Below are 2,195 nucleotides of genomic sequence, written 5' to 3'. Positions count from 1 at the left end.
GGCTTAACCGGGAAAATTGCCAGAGTAGACCTTCCGGTATACCAGTCCCCGGATGATCCCAAGCAGCCCGTGCCAGATGCCTCTTTTGATGCGGCGTCTATGCTGCTGACTAATGTGGATGCCGCCATGATATATTCCGTGGATGGAGGAAAGAGCTGGAACGCTATTTCAGGAGATACTGTTGATTTAAGTCAGGACACAGTGACTGCGGAACATGGCATTCAGGTTAAAAAATTGAAGGATGAGATTAAAACAGAAGATTCTGATCCTCAGATTCTTGTTTTAACTCAAAAGGAACAGGTTTCAGCGCCGGTCCTGGAATATTCTGCGGCAGATAGTGCAGCAGTTACAACAATAAAAGGCCAGGAATATGCAATTAAGGCAAAGGACGATGAAAAATTTGGCCAATGGCAGACTTCAGGAGAGTTTACCGGTCTGACAGAGGGCACAGAGTATGAGATCGTAACCCGTGTATCAGGAAGTGGATTGGCTTTGGCTAGTGAACCGAGTATTCCGGTTACCTTTAAAGCAGAAAATGTATTTGAGGAAATTGGAACAGCAAGTGAATTACTTGCATTTGCAAAGAAAATCGACAGTGGATCTACTAAGGCGTGCGCCCGTTTGACAAAAAATATTGACATGTCGGGCGCCACTTGGAAGCAGGTTGCCACAGACGAGGACAAGCCATATCAGGGAACTATCGATGGAAATGGATTCGCGATCAAAAATATAACCTTTGGTAATAATGAGATGAATGATACGGGTTTGTTTCAATATACGAAAGGTGCAACATTTAAAAACCTCACTGTTAATATGACTGTGGCAGGGAAGATTAGAACCGGAGGTTTGGTAGAATATGCGGTGAATAACTTGTTTGAAGACTGCCATATTTCAGGGACAGTGACAAGCTATTATAGCAATGCAGGAGCCTATGCATCCTATGACGAGAGTTCAACCTTCCGCAACTGCACAAACAGTGCAGCTGTTACACTGAAGCAGGGAAGTGGCAACACTGGGGGATTCATCGGCACTGCATCAGGAACAGTGATGGAGAATTGCGTTAATAAAGGCAAGGTAAGCTGCGCAATTGGAAATGGAGCCGGCTTTATTGGCACTGTTGGGGGCAGAATGATAGGTGGAAAAATGCAGCCTTATACTGGCGTCAAACTTACCAATTGTTATAATGAAGCAGTTATAACAGCAAATGAAACTATTGGCATGCCTAGCGGCATAGCCGGCGGTATTTCATCAGAGTCAGAAATCACTAATTGTTATAATACAGGTCATATAATTGGTGGAGAAAAAAGAGCAGCAGGTATTGTAGGCAGTATATCAGAGTCCGTTATCAGAGGATGCTATAATACCGGAATTGTGGAAGGAGCTGCTGAAACCGGAGGTATTGTTGCGAATGCCGCTTTTGAATCCCAAATTATTGACTCCTATAATCAGGGGGAGATATTGGGGAGCGGTAAATATATAGGAGGAATTGCCGGAAACACCGAGACCTATACTGGGTACGAAGGAGCTAAAATTATAGAGTGCTATAACGAAGGCAAAATCACGGGGCGGACGGGAAGTTCTTTCATTGGAGGGCTCGTAGGCTTCAGCCAGTCTATGTCTATGGAGCGCTCTTATAATAAGGGCGAGATTGCAGGTCCCTCTGATGCATCCGGAGATCTGTTTGTAGGAGGACTGGTAGGCCAGGCGGCCAAATCTTCTATTGAAGACAGCTATAATACAGGGGGGATAAATTGTTCTGGAAACTGCGGCGGCGGGATTGCTGGATTTTTGTACAATGGAACCACAATTGTGGGCTGTTACAATACTGGAATTGTAAACGGGAATAGCTATACTGGTGGGATTGCAGGATACTCAAAAACCAATAATACAATCAGCCGGTGTTATAATCTTGCAAAAGTAGCGGCAACAGGGAAGTATGTGGGAGGCATTGCAGGATATCTTACAGCAGACGGATCTATAACAGACTCTTATAATGCAGGAGATACCTTCAGTCTTGCATTAAGCGGTAATGATTACGCCGCCGGGATTCTCGGATACCTGACATTAGGAACACTTGACAACAATTATTTTCTGGAAACCGAGGAGGTAAACCAGGGCATAGAAGCTGTGGGTGGAAGTGCAGGAGGAGTGGATACGGTAACGAATACCAGTTCTAAAACTGCAGAAGAATTCCA

1 protein-coding gene is annotated in these 2,195 nt (G+C 44.7%); it reads left to right on the top strand.

Features of this window, described 5'->3' with window-relative positions; genetic code table 11:
• A partial coding sequence (locus tag BUA56_RS22430; protein ID WP_139249528.1) for a GLUG motif-containing protein occupies positions 1 to 2,195 on the top strand: 2,195 nt, incomplete at both ends.

The organism is Lactonifactor longoviformis DSM 17459, assembly GCF_900129135.1.
Classification (GTDB): Bacteria; Bacillota; Clostridia; order Lachnospirales; family Lachnospiraceae; genus Lactonifactor; species Lactonifactor longoviformis.
The sequence above is the reverse complement of the archived record's forward strand: the minus strand, read 5'-3'. Positions and strand labels throughout refer to the sequence as shown.